The sequence below is a fragment of the Edaphosphingomonas laterariae genome (genome assembly GCF_900188165.1).
Lineage (GTDB): Bacteria > Pseudomonadota > Alphaproteobacteria > Sphingomonadales > Sphingomonadaceae > Sphingomonas_E > Sphingomonas_E laterariae.
Genome location: NZ_FZOS01000001.1, coordinates 22517 through 42320 on the forward strand (window position 1 = coordinate 22517; position 19804 = coordinate 42320).

Here is a 19804-nt window from a genome sequence, read left to right on the forward strand (position 1 = left end):
TTGACCCGCCCCGGTCACACTCCTAGGAACCCCGCCGTTTACCCGCCGCCCCAGCCACAGGAGAGCCCATCAATGGCCGAAACCGATCACGCGCGCCCAGAAGGTGCCACTGGCGTATTGGTTCTAGCTGATGGCTCCGTCATCTGGGGTAGGGGCTTCGGCGCCGAAGGCGATGCCGTGGGCGAAGTGTGCTTCCACACGTCGATGACCGGCTATCAGGAAATCATGACCGATCCGTCCTTCGCCGGGCAGATCATCAATTTCGCCTTCCCGCATATCGGCAATGTCGGCACCAACCATGACGATGTGGAAGCGACCAATCCGCACGCACTGGGCCTGATCGTCCGCGAGGATGTGACCGATCCGTCGAACTTCCGCGCCGTCCAGCATTTCGATGGCTGGCTGAAGGCCAATGGCCGCATCGGCCTTGCCGGCGTGGATACCCGCGCGCTTACCCGCGCGATCCGCATTCAGGGCGCGCCCAATGGCGTGATCGCTCATAATGCCAAGGGCGAATTCGATATACCCGCTTTGCTCGCCAAGGCGAAGGCGTGGCCGGGGCTGGAGGGCATGGACCTCGCCAAGGAGGTTTCGTCCACGCAGAGCTACAAGTGGGACGACGGGCTGTGGACGCTGGCCGAAGGCTATGCCACGCATAGCGCCAACCCGGAGGGCCCGCATGTCGTCGCGATCGATTACGGCCTCAAGCGCAACATCCTGCGCAACCTCGTCGCCGCCGGCGCGCGGGTGACGGTGGTGCCGGCCACCGCCAGCTTCGACGAGGTGATGGCGCACCAGCCCGATGGCGTGTTCCTGTCGAACGGCCCCGGCGATCCCGCGGCCACCGGCCAATATGCGGTGCCGGTGATCCAGGAACTGCTCAAGGTGGGCAAGCCCCTGTTCGGCATCTGCCTCGGCCACCAGCTTCTGGGCCTCGCCATCGGCGCGAAGACCTACAAGATGCATCAGGGCCATCGCGGCGCGAACCATCCGGTCAAGCGTTCGGATGACGGCCGCGTCGAAATCACCAGCATGAACCACGGCTTCGCGGTTGACGAGAAGTCGCTGCCGGCGAACGCGCGGACGACCCATATCTCGCTGTTCGATGGTTCGCTCGCCGGTCTTGAACTGACCGACAAGTCGGCGTTCAGCGTGCAATATCACCCCGAAGCCAGCCCCGGCCCGCAGGACAGCCATTATCTGTTCGAGAAGTTCGTGGCGGCGCTGGAGAAGGCGGCGTGAAACTGCCGCCGGTCGATCCGGCGCGGCTGGACGAGGAATGGCGCGCGGATCAGGACGTCCTGGCGAATCTTCGCGAAAATGGCGACCAGTCCGACATTCCAAGGCCGGTGGACGTCAGCTTTCGTGGATCGCCCGATGCGCTGGACGATCTGGCGGACGCAGCGGAGGAACTGGGGTTCGAGGTGATCGAAACCGAGCCCTCCGAAGATGGCGAGCCCTGGCTCTTCCTTCAGCGAACGCAGACGTCGGACGCGGACGCCATCAAAGCTCTTACGATTATTTGCTTGCAGATCGAAGCGATGTTCGGCCTCGAATATGATGGCTGGGGATGTGTCGCTCAAACCGGATTGACCCACTGATGCCCAAACGCACCGACATCTCCTCCATCCTCATCATCGGCGCGGGCCCGATCGTCATCGGCCAGGCGTGCGAGTTCGATTATTCGGGCACGCAGGCGTGCAAGGCGCTGCGCGAGGAAGGTTATCGCATCATCCTCGTCAACTCGAACCCGGCGACGATCATGACCGATCCGGACATGGCCGACGCGACCTATGTCGAGCCGATCACGCCCGCGGTCGTCGCCAAGATCATCGAGAAGGAACGGCCCGACGCGGTGCTGCCGACGATGGGCGGGCAGACGGCGTTGAACACGGCGCTGGCCCTGTTCAACGATGGCACGCTGGAAAAGTACGGCTGCATCATGATCGGCGCCGATGCCGATGCGATCGACAAGGCCGAGGATCGCCAGCGTTTCCGGGAGGCGATGGACAAGATCGGTCTCGAAAGCGCCCGGTCGCGCGTCGCCCACACGATCGACGAGGCGGTGGCCGCGCTCGAATTCACCGGCTTGCCGGCGATCATCCGCCCCAGCTTCACCATGGGCGGCACGGGCGGCGGCGTCGCCTATAATCGCGAGGAGTTCATCCAGATCGTCACCAGCGGTCTCGATGCCTCGCCCACCACCGAGGTGCTGATCGAAGAGTCGCTGCTCGGCTGGAAGGAATATGAGATGGAGGTCGTGCGGGATCGCAACGACAATGCCATCATCATCTGCTCGATCGAAAATGTCGATCCGATGGGCGTCCACACGGGCGATTCCATCACCGTCGCGCCGGCGCTCACGCTGACCGACAAGGAATATCAGATCATGCGCAACGCCAGCATCGCGGTGCTGCGCGAGATCGGCGTGGAAACGGGCGGCTCCAACGTCCAGTTCGCGGTCAATCCCAAGGATGGCCGCCTGATCGTGATCGAGATGAACCCGCGCGTGTCGCGTTCGTCGGCGCTCGCTTCCAAGGCCACCGGCTTCCCGATCGCCAAGGTCGCGGCCAAGCTCGCCGTCGGTTACACGCTCGACGAGATCGACAACGACATCACCGGCGCGACGCCGGCCTCGTTTGAACCGACGATCGACTATGTCGTCACCAAGATCCCGCGCTTCGCGTTCGAGAAGTTCAAGGGCGCCGAGCCGCTGCTCTCGACCGCGATGAAGTCGGTCGGTGAAGTGATGGCGATCGGCCGTAACATCCATGAATCCATGCAGAAGGCGCTGCGCGGTCTGGAAACCGGGCTGTCCGGCTTCAACTTCGTCGATGCGCTGGTCGGCGCGCCGCGCTCGGTGATCGAGGCGGAGCTTGCACGTCCGACGCCGGATCGCCTGCTCGTCGCCGCCCAGGCGCTGCGGGAGGGCTTCTCGGTCGAGGAGGTCAACCGGATCGCCAAATATGATCCGTGGTTCCTCGAACGGCTGGCCGAAATCGTTGCCGCCGAAGACAAGGTCGCGTCCGAAGGGCTGCCGCGCGACGCCGAAGGGCTGCGCAAGCTCAAGGCAATGGGCTTCTCCGATAAGCGCCTTGCCTATCTCGCGCTGCGGTCGGCGCATCTGCGCGGCATGGAAAGCGCCCACGCCCACGGTTCGGGCCTCGTGCACGATGTCGTGACGGCGATGACCGGCGGCGTCACCGAAAAGGAAGTGCGTGCGCTGCGTCACCGGCTAGGCGTGCGCCCCGTGTTCAAGCGGATCGACACCTGCGCGGCCGAGTTCGAGGCGAAGACGCCCTATATGTACTCGACCTATGAGGCGCCGAGCTTCGGCACGCCCGAGTGCGAGAGCCAGCCGTCCGATCGCAAGAAGGTCGTCATCCTCGGCGGCGGCCCGAACCGCATCGGCCAGGGTATCGAGTTCGATTATTGCTGCGTCCACGCCTGCTTCGCGCTGGGCGATGTCGGCTTCGAAACGATCATGGTCAACTGCAACCCGGAAACGGTGTCGACCGACTATGACACGTCCGATCGCCTCTATTTCGAGCCGTTGACGGCGGAAGACGTGCTGGAAATCCTGCACGTCGAAATGTCGAATGGCACGCTGGCCGGCGTGATCGTCCAGTTCGGCGGGCAGACCCCGCTCAAGCTGGCGCAGGAGCTGGCGGACGCCGGCATCCCGATCCTCGGCACCAGCCCCGATGCGATCGATCTGGCCGAAGATCGCGAACGCTTCGCCGATCTCGTCAGCCGTCTGGGGCTGAAGCAGCCGCGCAATGGCATCGCCCGCAGCCGCGAAGAGGCCCTGATCGTCGCCGAGCGTGTCGGTTATCCGGTGCTGATGCGTCCGTCTTACGTGCTCGGCGGCCGCGCGATGGAAATCGTCGAGGATCCCGCGCAGCTCGAAACCTATATCACCACCGCGGTGCAGGTGTCGGGCGACAGCCCGGTCCTGATCGACCAGTATCTGCGCGATGCGATCGAGGTCGACGTCGATGCGATCGGCGATGGCACCGATGTGGTCGTCACCGGCGTCATGCAGCATATCGAGGAGGCGGGCGTCCATTCGGGCGACAGCGCCTGCTCCCTGCCGCCCTACAGCCTTCCCGCCGAAGTCATTGCCGAAATCGAGCGGCAGACCGATGCGCTGGCGCGCGCGCTTGAGGTGCGCGGCCTGATGAACGTGCAGTTCGCCGTCAAGGATGGCCCGGAAGGACCAGCGGTCTATCTGATCGAGGTCAATCCGCGCGCCAGCCGCACGGTGCCTTTCGTCGCCAAGGCGATCGGCGCGCCCATCGCCAAGATCGCGGCGCGTGTCATGGCGGGCGAGAAGCTGGCGGACTTGCCGAAGATCGATCGCAACATCAGCCATATCGCCGTCAAGGAAGCCGTGTTCCCGTTCGCGCGCTTCCCGGGTGTCGATCCGGTATTGTCGCCGGAAATGAAGTCCACCGGCGAAGTGATGGGAATCGATAAGGATTTCGAAACCGCCTTCTTCAAGGCGCAGCTCGGTGGCGGCACGCTGCTGCCGTCCGGCGGCACCGTGTTCGTTTCGGTCAAGGATGGCGACAAGGGGCATATCGGCCCGGCGGTCGCCCAGCTGATCGATCGCGGCTTCAAGATCGTCGCGACGGGTGGCACCGCCACCTACCTGCAGGGCATCGGCCTTGATGTGGAGACGGTGAACAAGGTCCAGCAGGGCCGTCCGCATATCGTCGACCGGATCAAGGATGGCGGCGTGCAGCTGATCTTCAACACCACCGAAGGCTGGCAGTCGTTGCAGGATTCGCAGTCGATCCGGGCGTCCGCGCTTCTCGGCAAGGTGCCTTATTTCACCACTGCGGCGGCCAGTGTGGCGGCTGCGAAGGCAATTGCTGCGCTGCAAGAACGACATCTTGAAGTGCGGCCGCTCCAATCATATTATTCCACATTGCGTGATTGATCCCCACATTCGCTGATGGACGCGCGGGCGGCGCCGGTTGGAACCGCCCGGGGACAAGATTTTACTGAAGGGGTTTTCGCTAATGGCGACCGTCGAAAAGCTGCCGATGCTGGCGGAAGGCTACCGGATGCTGGAGGATGAGGCCGCGCGCCTCAAGCTCGAGCGGCCGCAGGTCATCGACGCGATTGAAGAAGCCCGCGCGCATGGCGACCTTTCCGAAAATGCGGAATATCATGCCGCCAAGGAACGGCAGGGCCAGATCGAGGCGATGATCGCCGACATCGAGGATCGCCTGAGCCGCGCGCAGGTGATCGATCCCAAGACGCTGTCGGGCGACAAGGTCGTCTTCGGCGCGACCGTCCACCTGCTGGACGAGGACGACAAGCCGATCACCTACCAGATCGTCGGCCAGACCGAGGCGGACGCGAAGTCGGGCAAGATTTCCTACAATTCGCCGCTCGGCCGCGCTCTGATCGGCCGCAAGGTGGACGATGAAGTCGAGGTGACGGTGCCGTCGGGCGACCGCTACTATGTGGTGTCCAAGGTCGAGTTCATCTGAGGAGCCGGGCGGATGCAACTCCCGCCCGCCCGCGCGACACTGACCATATTGGGCGCGACCGTCGCCGCCTGGCTGCTGGCCACGGCGACGGGGATGGACGATATCGCGGCTTATGCCGGCGGTTTCATTCCCGCGCGCTTTTCGGCCGATGTTGTGCCGCCGACGCTGGAAATGGCGGTGCGCGGCTATGGCTTCGTGCCGAAATGGCTGACGCCGCTGACGGCGACGCTGCTTCACGGCGGCTTCATCCATATCGCCTTCAACATGCTGATCCTGGGCTTTTGCGGCCGCTTCGTCGAAGCGGCGATCGGCGCGCGGGGGATGGTGATCCTCTATGTCGTGGGCGCTTATGTCGCGGCATTCGGCCATTATCTCGCGGGGCCGACCCAGCCCTGGCCGATGATCGGGGCGAGCGGTGCCGTCTCCGCCGTGATCGGCGCTTATGCGCTGCTCTATGGCGAGAAACGACGCACCTTCGCCAATCGCCGGCTGAACCAGCTCGCCAACGCGCTATGGCTGGCTGCCGCCTGGGTGCTGCTGCAGCTGATGGTCGGGCTTGCGTCCTGGGGCGGCGAGGGCGGTGGCGGCATTGCGATCGCGGCTCATATCGGCGGCTATTTCGCGGGGCTGGCGCTCGCCCAGCCTCTGCTGCTCCTGCGCTACAGGCGGGCCTGAGGCCATCCGTCATCCCGGCGGAGAACCGGGATGACGAGGCAATTCTTAACCCAGCGCGCGGCCGCCCTTGATCGTCCGCAGCACCTTGCCCTGAACCGGCAGCCCATCGAACGGCGTGTTGCCGGCCTTGGCGGCCATGCGATCGGCATCGATCTTCCACGGCGTATCGGGATCGACGAGGATCAGATCGGCTTCGGCGCCCACCGCCAGCGTGCCGCCGGGAAGGCCGAGCAGGCGGGCGGGATTGGTGGATAGCAGCTCGAACAGGCGCGGCAGGCCGATCACGCCGTCGCGCACCAATGTCAGGGCGAGCGTCAGCAGCGTTTCGGCACCCGCCATGCCGGGCTCCGCATCGACATAAGGCAGCCGCTTGGCTTCCGGCCCCTGGGGGTCGTGCGCGGAACACAGGATATCGACGGTGCCGTCGCGCACCGCTTCGATCGCTGCCAGCCGGTCGCGTTCCTCACGCAGCGGCGGCGTCAACCGGGCAAAGGTGCGGAACAGGCCGATGGCGGTGTCCGACAGGAGCAGATGGGCGGGCGTGATCCCGCAGGTAACGCGCACGCCGCGCTTCCGCGCGGCACGGATCAGATCGAACCCGGTGGCCGTCGTCACTTGATGGAAGTGGATGCGCGCGCCGGTATCTTCGGCGAGCATCAGATCGCGCGCGATCGCGATCGCCTCCGCAATGGCCGGCGCGGAGGGCAGACCGAGCCGCGTCGCCGTTTCCCCGGCGGTCGCCACCGCGCCCTTGGTCAGCGCGCGGTCCTCGGCATGGACGATCACGGCCATGTCCAAGGCGCCGGCATAACTGAGCAGGCGGTGCATCACGGCGGCATCGGCGATCGAATGCCGCCCCGTCGCCACCGCGCAGGCCCCGGCGGCCTTCATCAGGCCGATTTCGGCAAGTTCCTCGCCCGCCAGGTCGCGCGTCGCCGCGGCGATCGGGTGGATCCAGACATCGGGCTTGCCCGCCGCCGCCGCGCGCTGGACAAGCGCTGCATCGTCGAGGGGAGGCGACTGATCCGGCATCAGCGCCGCACGGGTGATGCCCCCGGCGGTGAAGGCCTTGAGGTCGATCGCGAAGCTTCCCGCATCGACGATGCCGGGGGCGATCAGCGCGCCTTTGGCATCGATCACCTCGGCGTCGCCCGGCGTCACATCGCCAATCGCGGCGATATGCCGGTCGTGAATGAGCACGCCGCCACGGCTTTCGCCGCCTTGCGGGTCGATGATGCGGCCATTCAGGATGGCGAGCGGTTTCAGTTCCATCCCGGCACTCCCCGGCGTGCGCGGGTCAATACGTCAAGGCAGGCCATGCGCACGGCGACGCCCATTTCGACCTGTTCGATGATGGCCGATCGCTCGGCATCGTCGGCGACGGACGAGGATATTTCCACGCCGCGGTTCATCGGTCCGGGGTGCATCACCAGCGCATCGGGCGCGGCGCGTTCCAGGCGTTCGGGGGTAAGCCCGTAGAGCGCATGATATTCGCGGGGCGAGGGCACGAAGCCACCGGCCATGCGCTCGCGTTGCAGGCGGAGCATCATCACCACGTCGGCCCCGTCGAGGCCGGCATCGAAATCGGTGTAGGCGGTCACGCCCATGCGCTCGATCGCCGGCGGCAGCAGGGTCGGCGGGCCTACGACGCGCACTTCGGCATTGAGCGCGGTCAGCGCCAGAATGTTCGAACGGGCGACGCGGCTGTGAAGCACGTCGCCGCAGATCGCCACGCGCAGCCCGTCGATCCGGCCCTTGCGGCGGCGGATGGTGAGCGCATCGAGCAGCGCCTGCGTCGGATGTTCGTGGCGGCCATCGCCGGCGTTCAGCACCGGGCAATCCACCTTGTCGGCGATCAGGTGCACCGCGCCCGATGCCTCGTGGCGGATGACGATCATGTCGGCGCGCATCGCGTTCAGCGTCATCGCCGTGTCGATCAGCGTTTCGCCCTTCTTCACGCTCGATGCGGCGACGTGCATGTTCACCACGTCCGCGCCCAGCCGCTTCCCGGCGATCTCGAACGACAGCAGGGTGCGCGTCGAATTTTCGAAGAAGGCGTTGATCAGCGTGAGGCCGGCCAGCCGGTCATCATGCTTCGCGGTGCCGCGGTTGAGCGCGATCCACTGTTCGGCCTCATCGAGGAGGAAGGAGATTTCCCACGGCTGCAGGCCGTAGATGCCCGTCAGATGACGGTGCGGAAAGGGATGCGGATCGGTAGGCATTCCCCCAGCGTCTAGAACCGCCCGCGCGCAATCTCAAGCGTCGAGCGGAAGCTATTGTCCCTCGGGCGCCGGCTCGGCCTCACGCGGTTGCGGCGGCGGGGGCGCGATCGTGACGGTGGGCGCGCTATCGGTCGGCCGATCGCCCGGGCCGGCGGGATTGGCCGATATGGTGACGCCATCCGGCCCGACGCTGAGGCCCACGCCGACATCGCCGATCGCGCCTTCGATATTGACCGCAAGATTGTCGAGCGGCTCGGGCTCCGCCTCGATCTCGGGCGCGCGTTCCACGCGGGGCGGGGCCGCGCCATCGACCACGCGGCTCATGAAGTCGCGCCAGATGCGCGCCGGCAACCCACCGCCCGCAATGCCGCCCAGCGGACTGTTGTTGTCATTGCCCACCCAGACGGCGGCAACCAGATCGCCAGTGAAGCCGACGAAGATGGCGTCGCGATTGTCCTGCGTTGTCCCGGTCTTGCCAAAGGCGTCGATCGCCAGCGTGGCGGAACGGCCGGTGCCTTCACGGACGGCGGCGCCGAGGAGGTCGAGCAGCATGGCGCGGGTTTCGCCGTCGAACTTGCGTGGCCGATCCCAGAAGGAATCGTACCAGCTCTTCTCGCGTTCGGGGAGCGCGTGGGGCTTCACCGGATAGGCGCCCGCCGCGACCGTGGCGTAAGCGGATGTGAGTTCCAGCAGCGAAACGCCCGAGGTGCCGAGCGCGAGCGTCGCATCGTCGGCGGCAAGCGGGCTGGTGATGCCGAGATCGCGGGCCGCGCGGATCACATTGTCCATGCCCACCTCGCGGGCGATGCGCGCCGCCGCCACGTTGCTCGATCGCGCGAAAGCTTCGCGCAGGGTGATCTTGCCGCGATAGCGGCCGTCGCTGTTCTTTGGGGTCCAGTCACCGATGGTGATCGGTTCGTCGTCGACGATCGTGTCCGGCGTCATGCCTTCGCGCAGGGCGGCCAGATAGACGAACAGCTTGAACGTGGATCCGGGCTGGCGCAGCGCCTGGGTGGCGCGGTTGAACGGGCTTTCGGAATATTTCTTGCCGCCCACCATCGCGACGACGCTGCCATCGGGGCGCATCGCCACCAGCGCCACCTGCGCCTTGCCCAGGCCGGCGCGGCGCACGGCGGCCTCGGCCGCGCGCTGGAGCCTGTCGTCCAGCGTGGTCTTGACCTCCTGCTCGGCATAGACCGCGCCGGAGGCGTCGCGCGCCGCCGGCAGCGCCCAATCGGCGAAATAGGTGCCGCTCGGCAGTGTTCGCAATGGCCGCACGTTGAGCCGCGCGGGCTGCACAGCGCGGGCTTCAGCCTCGGTGATGAAGCCCGCATCGGCCATCGCCGCGACGACCACTGCCTGCCGGGCGCGGGCGCCTTTCAGATTGTCGGTCGGCGCCAGGCGGGAAGGGGCCTTCAACAGGCCCGCCAGCATCGCGGCCTGCCCGATCGTCAGTTTTTCCGGCTGCCGATTGAAATAATGGAGCGCGGCGGCGCGCAAGCCATAGACATTGTCGCCGAAATAGACGTTCGACAGATAGCGTTGCAGGATCTCGTCCTTGCTCAGCCGCGCTTCCAGCCAGAAGGCGATCAGCACTTCGCGCAGCTTGCGGGCGGCGGTCCTGTCCGAATCGAGGAAAGCGACCTTGGCGAGCTGCTGGGTGATGGTGCTGCCGCCTTCGCGGACGCCGCCGGCCACCGTGTTGCGCCACGCCGCACGGGCGATGCCGCGCGGATCGATGCCCCAATGGCTGTAAAAGCGCCGATCCTCGATCGCCATGAACGCCTGCGGCACATGTTGGGGAAGATCGGGGATCACGACCGGCCGGTCGATGATCGCGCCCTTGCGGGCAAATGCCTTGCCGTCCACCGACAGCAGGGTGATGCTGGGCGGTGCGATCGGCTTCAGCGATCGCGACAAGGGTGCCGTTACCGCCAGCCAGGCGACCAGCAGGACGAACAGAATCGCGCCGGCCTGCAGCGCGCGCTTCCAGAAACGCCAGCGTTTCCAGAACGGACGCGCCGCCGCGATCGCGGCATCGCCTGATCGGCTGCCGCGCTGCGTGTCTTCTGGTTCGTTCCAGTCGTCTTCGTAGGGATCGTCGTCGCGCATCATCGCCGGGTCATGCTGTCATATGCAGCTAACACGGGCGATGATGCGCGTCGAGATTCTGTTTGCGGTCAGGCCTTCCGGGCCTTGATCCGTTCGTTCACGCGCGCTTCGAGGATGGTGAGCGGCATCGCGCCATCCAGCAGCACATCGTGGAACCAGGGCAGGTTGAACCTGTCGCCAAGCTCGGCTTCGGCGCGCTTGCGCAGTTCCACCCACTTGTTGTGGCCCACCTTGTAGCTGCACGCCTGGCCCGGCCAGACGCAGTAACGCTCAACCTCGCGCAGCGAACGCGGGCGGGGGAAGCCGGTGTTCGCGACCATATAGTCGGTCGCCTGTTCGCGGGTCCAGCGCTTGGCATGGATGCCGGTGTCGACCACCAGCCGCACGGCGCGGAACAGCAGCGATTGCAGGCTGCCGGCAATGCCGAGGCGATCGTCGCCATAGGCGCCCAGTTCTTCGGCGACGCCTTCGGCATAAAGCGCCCAGCCTTCTCCATATGCGGAGAAGAAGCTCTGCCGGCGCAGGATCGGGATGCCCTTGGTTTCCTGGGCAATGCTGCCCTGCAAATGATGGCCCGGCACGGCTTCGTGATAGGTCAGCGCGGGCAGGCCATATTTCGGCCAGTCATGCGTGTCCTTCAGGTTGATCCAGTAGATCGCGTCGCGCGACCCATCGAGCGCGGCCGGGTTGTAATAGCCGTTGGGCGCGCCGTCCTGGATGAACGGCGGCACGCGGCGCACCTCGATCGGCGCCTTGGGCAGGGTCGAGAAAGCCTTGGGCAGAAGCGCGCTCACCTTCGTGATATCGGCATTCAGGCTGGCCAGCAGCGCCGCGCGGCCTTCGTCGGTATTGGCGTAAAGCTGCTTCGGATCGGCGTTGAGCGCGGTCAGGCGTTCGCCCACCGTGCCGGTGGTCATGCCTTCGGCCTTCAGGATCGCGTCGATCCGGGCGGTCAGTTCGGCCACCTGTTCCAGGCCGATCTTGTGGATCTCGTCGGGCGTCATCGTCGTGGTCGTCGCCACGGCCAGCGCGTCGACATAATATTCGGAGCCGCCCGGCACCCGCCACACACCGGCGTCCGCGCTGGCCTTGGCGCGCAGTTCCTTGACCAGCGCGATCTGCCGGTCGAGCGCCGGGAAGACGGCCGAGCTGACGATCTTTTCGGCCTGTGCCGCCCAATCGCCCGCGCGCGACATGCTGATCCGGGGGCTGGGCATGGTGCTGCTGGCGGAACTCACCCGCCATTTCGAAACCGTGCGCGAACGGGGCGTCCACCGCGCCGGCACGCTCGCGCCCTGGCAACTCAAGCGGATCGACCAGCGATTGGCCGACGAAAGCCGCCCGGTGCCCAGCGTTTCGGAACTGGCCTCGCTGTGCGGGATCGGCCGGCGCCACCTGATGCGGGCGTTCAAGGCGACGCGGGGATCGACGGTGATGGAGCATGTCGAACGGACGCTGTTTGCCCGCGCGGCGCGGATGCTGGGGGAAACGTCCATTCCGGTGAAGTCGCTCGCCGTTTCCCTTGGTTACGAACGGCAGGGCAGCTTTTCCGCCGCCTTCCGCCGACGCTTTGGCGAAACCCCGCGCGACTATCGCGCCCGCGCTTCGGCGACCACGCTAAGTCGCTAGTGCCATTTTTCGGCACAACGGCTGTGATCGCGGCGATTTGTGCGCGTGCGCCTTCCCATCGGATAGGGCCGGCCGCAGGGCATTTCTGACATCATTGAACGGAAAACTGCCGCAACGGCTGTTTGGCGAAGGGAGGCGGCATGGCGGCAGCAGCAGAAAGTGAGCCGGCGGGTTTGAAGGCATCGCATCTCGGGTTGATCGCGATGCTCGCCTTCGTCGTGATGTTCGAAGGTTTCGATATCAGCCTCACCAATGTCGTGCTGCCGTTCGCGGGCAAGGCCTATGGCGTCGATGCCGAAGGGCTGGGGCGTTCGCTGTCCGTGATCGGCCTGGGCGCAATCGCGGCCTGGTTCCTGATCCGGTTGAGCGATCGTTTCGGCCGGCGCCCGATCCTGATGGTGTCGGCGGCGGCGTTCTCCGTCGGGTCGCTGGTGACGATCCTGATGCCGACGATCGAGAGCTACACGATCGTTCAGGCGCTGACCCGGATCGCGTTGGTATCGCAGATCGCGACCGCCTATCTTATCGTGTCCGAGACATTGCCGGCCCATATGCGGGGGCGCGCCAATGGCCTGCTGGGCGCGTGCGGCAGTTTTGGTGCGGCCCTGCCGGCGCTGTTCCTGCGCGCGGCACTCGACACCACTTTGTCGTGGCGGGCGCTGTTCCTCGTCGGGGCTGCGCCCTTGCTGATCCTGCCGCTGCTCTGGATATTCCTGAAGGAAACACCGGCCTTTCAGGCGAACCGCACCAGCGGTGCGCCCCGCATGTCCGTCCTTGCCGAATTGCGCACGTTGCTGGCGCCGGGCCTGCGCGGGCGCTTCGCCACGATGAGCGCCTTGTGGTTCATCGCCAATTTCAGCGCGGTCGTGTCGACCTTTTTCTTCACCTTCTATGTCCTGAACGAACGTGGCTGGACCGCGCTCGATCTCGCCCTGATCTCGCCCTTCGGCCTGGTGTCGGCGTTCCTTGGCTATCTGGGCGTCGGTTTCCTGATGGACCTGATCGGGCGGCGGGCCACGGCGATCCTGTTCTTCATCGCCAACGGTATCTTGGTGATGACCTGTTACGCCGCGACCGACTGGTATGTGATTGCCGCGTGCTTCGTCGCGATCCAGGCCATGCTGGGCGTGTGGACGGTGTGCTTCACGATCAATTCGGAACTGTTCCCCACCCATGTCCGCGCGGCGGCGAACGGCTGGTGCCACAATCTGGTCGGCCGCTGGGGCATGGTCGGCGCGCCGTTGCTGATCGGCTGGCTTTCGAAACAGACAGGATCGATTGCGGATACCTGCTTCTGGTTGGGGCTAAGTTGCTTTACGGCGGTGCCCCTTATCCTTTTCGCGCTGCCCGAAACCCGCGCAGCCAATCTTGCAACCAGGGAGAGCCATTTATGAACCGTATGACCGGAAAGATCGTCCTCGTGACGGGGGCGGCATCCGGCATCGGCCGGGCGAGTGCCGTCCGGCTTGCCAGCGAAGGCGCGATCGTCGTCTGCGCCGATCGCAACCTTGCGGGCGCGGAGGAAACCGCTGCCCAGTTGCCGGGGGCGAGTGCCGTTGAATTCGACGCCGCCTCGGCCGAAGCGTGCCGCAAGGTCGTCGATCACGTCATCGCCAAGCATGGCAAGCTCGACGTGCTCTGCAACATCGCCGGCATCGGCGGTTTTGGCCACGCCGCGCAGATCGCGGACGAGGAATGGGATCGGCTGGTCGCGATCAACCTTTCGTCGATCTTCCATCTGAGCAAGGCGGCGCTGCCCCATCTGGAAAAGACGCAGGGCAACATCGTCAACATGTCGTCGGCTTCCGGCCTCGTCGGTGCGGCTTACGCCTCGGCCTACTCCGCCACCAAGGCGGGTGTCGTCGGCTACACCCGCACCGTGGCGATCGAATATGCGTCGCGCCAGGTGCGCGTGAACGCGATCTGCCCGGGTGGCGTCGATACGCCGCTGATCGCTGGCGGCGCCGTGATGGGCCAGATCGAAGGGATCGATTTCGCGCTCGTCGCCCGCATGTCGCCCAAGATGGCGCCGCTCGCCCGGCCGGAGGACGTGGCTGCTGCCGTCGCCTTCCTGGCATCGGACGATGCGCGCTTCATCACCGGCATCATGCTGCCGGTCGATGGCGGTCAGACCGCGGGCTGAGGCGTCTTCGCAAGGGTTTCGGGCGGCGTCTCTTCCGCCACCGCTTCCAGCCGGGCCACGATGGTCCAGCCAGCAGGCGGTGCGAAGGCGTCGTCGCCCGCGCCCCATAGCGAAAGGATCGCGTCGCAGCGCAGCGGACGATCATCGTATGGAATGAGCAGGTCGAGCGCGGTGCGTTCGGCGCGTGCCCGCGCAAGATCGGTCGCAGCGGCAACGAGTGTGTCGCGATCGCTACCTTGCAGCAGCAGCAGGCGCTTCGGCGACGCATTCGCCTCATAAGGCCGTGCGCCACAGCCAAGATCGGCCGTTTCGGCCAATGCAGCCTGAATATTCGGCTTGTCGACGAAGCGCCGTTCGTCTTCCGCCATGGTTTCTCCCACTGGGCCGGCCATCAGCGGCCCGATCTCCGCCGGGTTCACCCGCCAGAATTCGGACAGGCAATCGAAGCCGGGCTCCACTTCGCCCTGCAGATGGTTGCGGACATATTTGCTGAAGCGAAACCAGTTGAGCGCCAGCGGCACGTGGCGCTCCTCATAATGGTCGCGAAAATCGGCGCGGCTGGTGCCGGGGCGGCGGGGCATGAAGGCGATGGACTTGATCATCCCCCGATGCTGGCCCGAGCCGGGTGTCAAAGGGAAGGGGGGAACGCCCGCCGCGTCACTCCACGCGCAGCATGGCGCCCCGTCGTCATTGCGGCGGTTGCGGACCGCGCAGCAGCGCCACGCCCGCCCGGCGGGCGGCGTCCGCCAACTGGCGATCGTCCAGCCCGTCGATCCAGCCCTGGATGGCGCCGAAATCGGGCGGATCCTTGGCCTCCGGCGGCGGTTCCTCGCCCAGTTCGGTGAAGAAACCGCGCACGGTGACGTTGAAGTTCACCGTCGGTCGCTCGGTCATCGCGGCCTGCAATCCGCGCGCCCTGATCGCGTGATAGAAAACACGGTCGCAAAGCGGCGAGACGGGATTGGGCATCGTTCCCCACAAGGGCAACAGCCAATAGCTCGACGGAAGGAAGTAGAAGCAACTCGTATCGACATGGCGGTCGATCGGCTCCTCGGGGACGGGCATGACACTGCCGTCTGGGCGGCAGAATCGGCGGCCGGCAATCACATAATCGCAATGCTCGACCCGGGCGGCTGCCCCACGGCATTCCGCCACATGATCCGGGTCGAGCCAATTGTCCGCGTCGAGCGGGGCGATCGCGCCATAACCTTCGGCAATGCCGAGCATCATGCCGATCGCGCGCGGCGTGTTGCCGAAATTGGCGTGGGCACGGTCGAGCCTGATGTGACGAACCGGCAGGTCGTCGATCCATGCCTGCGGGTGGCCATCGGCGACCAGAATGTGATCGACCGGCATGGTTTGTCCGGCGACGCTGGCGACGCAGCGTTCGATCAGGTGACGGGGCTCGCGATGATAGGGCGTTACGACCAGCGTCGTGCCCAGTCGTTCGGCATGGGGCGTCATCCGTGGCCCGCAGCCGCGGCGCGCGGAGCCAGCAGGCGGGCATATTGGCATATGCCGTCGTCCAGAGACGTCTGCGGCTGCCAGCCCAGCCATTGCCGCGCATAAAGCGGCGTGCCGTGAAAGCGAACGGCGTCATAATCCCGTCCGGCGCTGATCTCGATCGGGCTTGTGCTGCCGGTCAGCGCGCATATCCGGCGAGCGAGATCGAGGAGCGTGATGCCCTGCCCGCCGCAAAGCAGGACGGGGCGATCGGCGACCGCGCCGAGCGTCAGCGCCTCGGCCTGCCGCATCACCGCATCTATGACGTCGCCGATCCAGGTGGGATCGACCATCACCTCTGCCCCGAACACCTGAAGCGGTCGGTGTGCCATGGCAGCGTTAAGGAAAGCCGGGATCACGCGGTCGTCATGGTCTTCCGCACCGCCATAGACCGTGGAGAAGCGCAGGATCGCGGTCGCGAGATCCGCTTGGCGCGCCGCCTGCGTGACAAGCGCCTCCGCCGCCGCCTTGGAGGCACCATAGATGTTGAGCGGGGCGATCGGCGCCGCGTCGCTGACCGGCAGCGTCGCCGGCTCGCCATAAACCTCGCGGCTGCTCGCATAGATCAGCCAGGGCCGCGTGGGCGCGGCAATGGCGGCGTCCGTGATCGTGGCGGTGAGGGCGACATTTTCCGCCCAGCACCGGGCGCGGTCCAGCTCGCCCCATTTGACCCGGGACATTCCGGCGAGATGGATCACGCCGCGCGCCTCGGCAACGAGCGCGGGGATCCGTGGGTCGCCGGGGAGCAGGTGGTGCACGATCGTCGTTGTCGGGGCAGGGCGGCTGTCCACGCCGATCGCGGGCCAGCCGGCGCGGGCCATGGCGCGGATCAAGGCGGCGCCGATCAGGCCGGAGCTGCCCGTGATGAGCACTGGTTTCACGCTACCCCCTCGACCTTGCCCGATGGTCGTGACGCTTCATGCTATCAGAATCGCGGGAAACGCACCAACAGGGCCCAGACATGCCCGTGGCGCGCGTCAGACGGCCATCTTTTCGGACAGAGAGACGCGGTCGAGGATATTGGCGGTTTCATCGCGGACGGACAGCATGACCGCCTTCAGTCGGCACGTCGCTTCGTCCACGCAATTTTCGCATGGCCGATAGGCCAGGCGGGCCGCGCACGGCACCAGCGCCAGCGAGCCGCGCGTCAGCCGGACGATTTCGCCATAGGTGATTTCTTCGGGCGGGCGGGCGAGCCAATAGCCGCCTTCCTTGCCGCGCAGCGTTTCCACCAGCCCGGCGCGCTTCATTTCGGACAGGATAACCGTCAGGAATTTCGCGGGAATATTCTGCGCCTCGGCGATTTCCGGCAACTGGACCGGCCCTTCTCCATAGCGATCGCCAAGGTGGAGGAGGGCGCGTATGGCGTAGCGGGTCCGTTGCGAAAGCACGGTCGAGTCTTTGGCGCTGTGCGCGGTCAAGCGCAAGAGGCGAAGAATATCGTGAAAGCGGTTCTTGACGACGTGGCATGACCACTCCTATGAGCGCGCCACCGACACAGTGTCGTGGCGATCGTAGCTCAATCGGTTAGAGCGCCGGTTTGTGGTACCGGAGGTTGCGGGTTCGATCCCCGTCGATCGCCCCACCCCTTTTTGGGGCTGGCTTTCACGAATGGGAAACTTTATTACGCAGTGGCGTAATATAGTTCCTGTGAGGTTGAGCCGATGACAGCGCCGTGGGATTTCCCCGATTATGACGACCATGAGGGCGTCCACCTGTTCCGCGATCAGGCGTCGGGCCTGACAGCGGTCATCGCGATTCATTCTACGGCGCTTGGGCCGGCGGCAGGCGGTACCCGATTCTGGCATTATCCGAATCGCGCCGACGCGATCACCGATGCGCTCCGCCTGTCACGCGGGATGAGCTACAAGAATGCCATGGCCGGCCTGCCCATGGGTGGCGGCAAGGGCGTGATTCTGGCCGATCCCCAGCGCACCAAGACGCCCGAGATGCTTGCCGCCTTCGGGCGCGCGGTGGATAGCCTGGGTGGGCGCTACGTCACGGCGGAAGATGTCGGGATGAGCGACGCCGACATGGTGGAAATCCGCAAGCAGACGATGCACGTCGCGGGCCTGCCCGTGGGCAGCGATGCCGCTGGCGGCGATCCCGGCCCGTCCACCTCGCTGGGCGTGTTCCTTGGCGTCAAGGCGGCGATTCGTCGCGCCATGAAACGCGATGACATTGCCGGCGTCCATGTCGCTATCCAGGGCGTCGGAAGCGTTGGCGGCACGCTTGCGCGCCGTCTGGCCGCCGAGGGCGCGAAGCTTACACTGGCCGACGTCGACGCGGCCCGTGCCGAACGGCTCGCCGCAGAGCTGGGCGCCGTGACGGTTGCGGCCGGCGATATTGCGCGCGTCGAGGCGGATGTGTTCAGCCCCTGCGCACTGGGCGCGATCCTCGACGAAACCAGCATCCCGCTGCTTTCGGCGCCGATCGTCGCGGGTGCCGCCAACAATCAGCTTGCCACCAAGGAGGATGGCGCGCGCCTGCACGCGCGCGGTGTGCTCTACGCGCCGGATTATGTGATCAACGGCGGTGGCATCATCAATGTCGGGCTGGAATATCTCGGCCAGGGCGATCGCGCGGACGTCGAGGAACGGATCGGCCATATTCCGGGCCGGCTCGAACAGATCTGGGATGAAAGCGCTGCCACCGGCGATCCTGCGGCCGAAGTGGCCGATCGTATCGCGCGCCGCCTGATCGGGCGCGTCTGATCCGCATCACCGGCGGGAGCGCCGCGCGCTCCCGCCGATAGGGTTTTGGGTTTTCAGCCTACGAAGGCGCGTTCGATCACATAATGGCCCGGCTTGGCGTTCGAGCCTTCGTCGAAGCCGAGGCTGTCGAAATGCGCGCCCAGATCACGGATCATATCCATGCTGCCGCACATCATCACGCGATCCAGTTCGGGGTCGAAGTGGCGCGGCCCGGTCAGGCCTTCGAACAGGCGTCCCTGTTCGATCAGCGCGGGAATGCGGCCGCTGGTGTGGAACGCCTCACGCGTGACGGTCGGCAGATAGCTGAACTGGACGAGCGCCTGATCCTGCACCAGCGGATCATCGGCAAGCTGGCTTTCCAACTGCTCGCGGAAGGCGAGGTCGCTGACGCTGCGGACGCAATGGACCAGCACGATCTGGCCGAAGCGATCATAGATATCCGGATCACGAACCAGGCTGAGGAACGGCGCGAGGCCGGTGCCGGTCGACAGCAGGAACAGGCGGCTTCCGGGCAACAGCGCATCGGCGACGAGCGTGCCGGTCGGCTTGCGGCCGAGGAAGATGCTGTCACCGGGCTGGATCTTCTGGAGCTCCGACGTCAGCGGGCCATCGGGCACCTTGATCGACAGGAATTCCAGCTCGTCCGAATAAGCCGGGCTGGCGATCGAATAGGCGCGCAGCAGCGGCCGGTTCTCGCCGGGCAGGCCGATCATCACGAACTCGCCCGAACGGAAGCGGAAGCTCGCCGGACGGCTGATCGAGAAGCTGAACAGGTGCGAGTTCCAGTGGCGGACCGAACGGACCTCTTCCACGGACAGGGCGGTTGACGGCGCGAACGCAGCGTTGCGGTCGCTCATGGGCGATTTCCTTCGGTTGTGGCGACCCCCGACGGGATCAGATCGAGTGCGGCGAGTTTGGGCGCCGCCCGTTCAAGCGTGCCCCATATTGTGGCAGCGCAGCATACATCAACCATCAATTTCAGCGTGCCCTGCAAGCCAATCTTCTCGCCCGTCGCCGCAGCGGCCCATAGGGCGAGAAGAATGGCCTCATCCTCGGCGATGTGATGGTCGCCAAGCGGCGCCAGCGCCAGCTTTTCGCGGGGCTGGCGGTTCAGGATCGCCATGGTGGCGTGGAAATCGGCCAGCGCGTCCGACACCCCCATCTGCGCGAAGGCGGGGCCCAGTGCGCGGGCGGGGCAGCGGCCCTCGCCCAGCGCATAGACCCATGCCCGCATCGCCCACAGGGCGAATCGGTCGCCATTGCCAAGATCGGTGACAGGGCGATCGACGAAGGCATACATGT

Annotated in this window: 18 protein-coding genes, 1 tRNA gene and 1 pseudogene; 10 read left to right on the forward strand and 10 right to left on the reverse strand. The window is 65.9% G+C overall.

The features are described 5' to 3' along the window. The first annotated feature begins 72 nt into the window (after nucleotides 1-72). The 5 genes from carA (at nucleotide 73) to CHB74_RS00150 (ending at nucleotide 6179) form a co-directional block, all read left to right on the forward strand. Nucleotides 73-1242, forward strand: coding sequence for a glutamine-hydrolyzing carbamoyl-phosphate synthase small subunit (carA, locus tag CHB74_RS00130; RefSeq protein WP_089217581.1), 1170 nt, complete (start codon nucleotides 73-75; stop codon nucleotides 1240-1242). Continuing rightward, nucleotides 1239-1601, forward strand: a complete 363-nt coding sequence (locus CHB74_RS00135) for a ribonuclease E inhibitor RraB (RefSeq protein WP_089217582.1) — start codon at nucleotides 1239-1241, stop codon at nucleotides 1599-1601. The genes carA and CHB74_RS00135 overlap by 4 nt, the downstream gene beginning before the upstream one ends. Beyond that, on the forward strand, nucleotides 1601-4945 hold the full coding sequence (gene carB / locus CHB74_RS00140) for a carbamoyl-phosphate synthase large subunit (protein ID WP_089217583.1): 3345 nt from the start codon (nucleotides 1601-1603) through the stop codon (nucleotides 4943-4945). The genes CHB74_RS00135 and carB overlap by 1 nt, the downstream gene beginning before the upstream one ends. Nucleotides 4946-5027: 82 nt before the next feature. Next, complete coding sequence (gene greA, locus CHB74_RS00145; RefSeq protein WP_089217584.1) at nucleotides 5028-5504, forward strand: transcription elongation factor GreA; 477 nt, start codon at nucleotides 5028-5030, stop codon at nucleotides 5502-5504. A 12-nt stretch (nucleotides 5505-5516) separates the two neighbouring features. Next, complete coding sequence (locus tag CHB74_RS00150) at nucleotides 5517-6179, forward strand: rhomboid family intramembrane serine protease (RefSeq protein WP_089217585.1); 663 nt, start codon at nucleotides 5517-5519, stop codon at nucleotides 6177-6179. Nucleotides 6180-6224: 45 nt separating this feature from the next. Here the strand turns inward: CHB74_RS00150 and CHB74_RS00155 are convergent, their stop codons facing one another. The 4 genes and pseudogenes from CHB74_RS00155 to CHB74_RS00170 all read right to left on the reverse strand — a co-directional run. Next, a complete protein-coding gene (locus CHB74_RS00155; RefSeq protein ID WP_089217586.1) occupies nucleotides 6225-7451 on the reverse strand; it encodes a dihydroorotase in 1227 nt (408 codons plus the stop codon). Further along, complete coding sequence (locus tag CHB74_RS00160) at nucleotides 7442-8401, reverse strand: aspartate carbamoyltransferase catalytic subunit (protein WP_089217587.1); 960 nt, start codon at nucleotides 8399-8401, stop codon at nucleotides 7442-7444. The genes CHB74_RS00155 and CHB74_RS00160 overlap by 10 nt, the downstream gene beginning before the upstream one ends. 51 nt (nucleotides 8402-8452) lie before the next feature. Further along, a complete protein-coding gene (locus CHB74_RS00165; RefSeq protein ID WP_089217588.1) occupies nucleotides 8453-10516 on the reverse strand; it encodes a transglycosylase domain-containing protein in 2064 nt (687 codons plus the stop codon). A 65-nt stretch (nucleotides 10517-10581) separates the two neighbouring features. Beyond that, a pseudogene (locus CHB74_RS00170) lies at nucleotides 10582-11700 on the reverse strand (DUF885 domain-containing protein); the annotation flags it as partial. 7 nt (nucleotides 11701-11707) lie between these two features. Between CHB74_RS00170 and CHB74_RS00175 the strand changes: the two are divergent. From CHB74_RS00175 to CHB74_RS00185, 3 genes are all read left to right on the forward strand, one after another. Next, complete coding sequence (locus CHB74_RS00175) at nucleotides 11708-12142, forward strand: helix-turn-helix transcriptional regulator (protein WP_245842514.1); 435 nt, start codon at nucleotides 11708-11710, stop codon at nucleotides 12140-12142. A 140-nt stretch (nucleotides 12143-12282) separates the two neighbouring features. Further along, on the forward strand, nucleotides 12283-13536 hold the full coding sequence (locus tag CHB74_RS00180) for an MFS transporter (RefSeq protein WP_089217589.1): 1254 nt from the start codon (nucleotides 12283-12285) through the stop codon (nucleotides 13534-13536). Then, nucleotides 13533-14285 (forward strand): SDR family NAD(P)-dependent oxidoreductase, encoded by a 753-nt coding sequence (locus tag CHB74_RS00185; RefSeq protein WP_089217590.1) that lies wholly within the window; start codon nucleotides 13533-13535, stop codon nucleotides 14283-14285. The genes CHB74_RS00180 and CHB74_RS00185 overlap by 4 nt, the downstream gene beginning before the upstream one ends. Here the strand turns inward: CHB74_RS00185 and CHB74_RS00190 are convergent. From CHB74_RS00190 to CHB74_RS00205, 4 genes are all read right to left on the reverse strand, one after another. Next, nucleotides 14270-14887 carry an EthD domain-containing protein gene (locus tag CHB74_RS00190; RefSeq protein ID WP_089217591.1) on the reverse strand — a complete coding sequence of 206 codons (618 nt, stop codon included), beginning with the start codon at nucleotides 14885-14887 and terminating at the stop codon, nucleotides 14270-14272. The two genes, CHB74_RS00185 and CHB74_RS00190, sit on opposite strands and share 16 nt — an antisense overlap. An 85-nt stretch (nucleotides 14888-14972) precedes the next feature. Then, nucleotides 14973-15749, reverse strand: coding sequence for a glycosyltransferase family 2 protein (locus tag CHB74_RS00195; RefSeq protein WP_179220649.1), 777 nt, complete (start codon nucleotides 15747-15749; stop codon nucleotides 14973-14975). Continuing rightward, nucleotides 15746-16669, reverse strand: coding sequence for an NAD-dependent epimerase/dehydratase family protein (locus tag CHB74_RS00200; RefSeq protein ID WP_179220650.1), 924 nt, complete (start codon nucleotides 16667-16669; stop codon nucleotides 15746-15748). Before CHB74_RS00200 ends, CHB74_RS00195 begins: the two co-directional genes overlap by 4 nt. Before the next feature lie 96 nt (nucleotides 16670-16765). Further along, nucleotides 16766-17179, reverse strand: coding sequence for an RrF2 family transcriptional regulator (locus CHB74_RS00205; protein WP_089217964.1), 414 nt, complete (start codon nucleotides 17177-17179; stop codon nucleotides 16766-16768). A gap of 117 nt (nucleotides 17180-17296) precedes the next feature. On the opposite strand from CHB74_RS00205, the gene CHB74_RS00210 reads away from it, so the two are divergent. Both CHB74_RS00210 and CHB74_RS00215 read left to right on the forward strand, forming a co-directional pair. Further along, nucleotides 17297-17373 (forward strand) — tRNA-His (locus CHB74_RS00210). Nucleotides 17374-17452: 79 nt separating this feature from the next. Further along, nucleotides 17453-18502: a Glu/Leu/Phe/Val family dehydrogenase gene (locus CHB74_RS00215; protein WP_089217594.1), complete on the forward strand. Its 1050-nt coding sequence runs from the start codon at nucleotides 17453-17455 to the stop codon at nucleotides 18500-18502. A gap of 53 nt (nucleotides 18503-18555) precedes the next feature. Here CHB74_RS00215 and CHB74_RS00220 read toward each other — a convergent pair whose 3' ends face one another. Both CHB74_RS00220 and CHB74_RS00225 read right to left on the reverse strand, forming a co-directional pair. Then, nucleotides 18556-19359 carry a ferredoxin--NADP reductase gene (locus tag CHB74_RS00220; protein WP_089217595.1) on the reverse strand — a complete coding sequence of 268 codons (804 nt, stop codon included), beginning with the start codon at nucleotides 19357-19359 and terminating at the stop codon, nucleotides 18556-18558. Further along, the gene (locus CHB74_RS00225) at nucleotides 19356-19802 is read right to left on the reverse strand and encodes a hypothetical protein (RefSeq protein ID WP_089217596.1); all 447 of its coding nucleotides are present in this window, start codon (nucleotides 19800-19802) and stop codon (nucleotides 19356-19358) included. The genes CHB74_RS00220 and CHB74_RS00225 overlap by 4 nt, the downstream gene beginning before the upstream one ends. Between the last annotated feature and the right edge of the window lie 2 nt (nucleotides 19803-19804).

Bases quoted from the DNA above. Each gene is read 5' to 3' on its own strand.
- CHB74_RS00150 (WP_089217585.1), top strand. From the start codon at position 5,517: ATGCAACTCCCGCCCGCCCGCGCGACACTGACCATATTGGGCGCGACC.
- CHB74_RS00180 (WP_089217589.1), top strand. From the start codon at position 12,283: ATGGCGGCAGCAGCAGAAAGTGAGCCGGCGGGTTTGAAGGCATCGCAT.
- CHB74_RS00190 (WP_089217591.1), bottom strand. From the start codon at position 14,887: ATGATCAAGTCCATCGCCTTCATGCCCCGCCGCCCCGGCACCAGCCGC.
- carB (WP_089217583.1), top strand. From the start codon at position 1,601: ATGCCCAAACGCACCGACATCTCCTCCATCCTCATCATCGGCGCGGGC.
- CHB74_RS00215 (WP_089217594.1), top strand. From the start codon at position 17,453: ATGACAGCGCCGTGGGATTTCCCCGATTATGACGACCATGAGGGCGTC.
- greA (WP_089217584.1), top strand. From the start codon at position 5,028: ATGGCGACCGTCGAAAAGCTGCCGATGCTGGCGGAAGGCTACCGGATG.
- CHB74_RS00195 (WP_179220649.1), bottom strand. From the start codon at position 15,749: ATGACGCCCCATGCCGAACGACTGGGCACGACGCTGGTCGTAACGCCC.
- CHB74_RS00175 (WP_245842514.1), top strand. From the start codon at position 11,708: ATGCTGATCCGGGGGCTGGGCATGGTGCTGCTGGCGGAACTCACCCGC.
- CHB74_RS00160 (WP_089217587.1), bottom strand. From the start codon at position 8,401: ATGCCTACCGATCCGCATCCCTTTCCGCACCGTCATCTGACGGGCATC.
- CHB74_RS00185 (WP_089217590.1), top strand. From the start codon at position 13,533: ATGAACCGTATGACCGGAAAGATCGTCCTCGTGACGGGGGCGGCATCC.
- CHB74_RS00220 (WP_089217595.1), bottom strand. From the start codon at position 19,359: ATGAGCGACCGCAACGCTGCGTTCGCGCCGTCAACCGCCCTGTCCGTG.
- carA (WP_089217581.1), top strand. From the start codon at position 73: ATGGCCGAAACCGATCACGCGCGCCCAGAAGGTGCCACTGGCGTATTG.
- CHB74_RS00165 (WP_089217588.1), bottom strand. From the start codon at position 10,516: ATGATGCGCGACGACGATCCCTACGAAGACGACTGGAACGAACCAGAA.
- CHB74_RS00155 (WP_089217586.1), bottom strand. From the start codon at position 7,451: ATGGAACTGAAACCGCTCGCCATCCTGAATGGCCGCATCATCGACCCG.
- CHB74_RS00225 (WP_089217596.1), bottom strand. From the start codon at position 19,802: ATGTATGCCTTCGTCGATCGCCCTGTCACCGATCTTGGCAATGGCGAC.